The organism is Cupriavidus sp. WS (genome assembly GCF_000395345.1).
Classification (GTDB): domain Bacteria; phylum Pseudomonadota; class Gammaproteobacteria; order Burkholderiales; family Burkholderiaceae; genus Cupriavidus; species Cupriavidus basilensis_B.
Genome location: NZ_AQPL01000653.1, coordinates 1 through 347, shown reverse-complemented (window position 1 = coordinate 347; position 347 = coordinate 1). Strand labels below are relative to the sequence as shown.

General features: G+C 68.9%; 1 pseudogene. It reads right to left on the bottom strand.

The annotated features are described in order from the left end of the window. Positions 1-66: 66 nt before the first annotated feature. Positions 67-347: pseudogene (locus K206_RS40475) on the bottom strand (ornithine cyclodeaminase family protein); the annotation flags it as partial.

Sequence of the window (347 nt, the reverse complement as noted above, 5' to 3'; positions counted from 1 at the left end):
TCTACCGGGTTGACCAAGGTCAACCCGGTTTTCGGATTTTTTCGGCGCCCGGCGCGTTTTTCCGCTTCAGGCGACCTTGAGTTCACCCGCCTCGCGCACCTTCCGGTAGGCGAAGCCCGCCAGCGCCACATCCTCCAGGCCCACGCCGACCGACTTGTAGATCAGCACGTCCGCCTCGCCGGCGCGCGGCCGGACCTTGCCGGTCACGACGTCGGCCAGTTCGACGATCTTGTCGGCCGGCAGCGCGGCGGGATCGGCCAGCACGATGTCGCCGGCCTCGCGCATCGACTGCGGCCGCCACTCCACCACCAGCTTGCTGGCGCGCGCGAGCGCCACGTCGTCGAGTT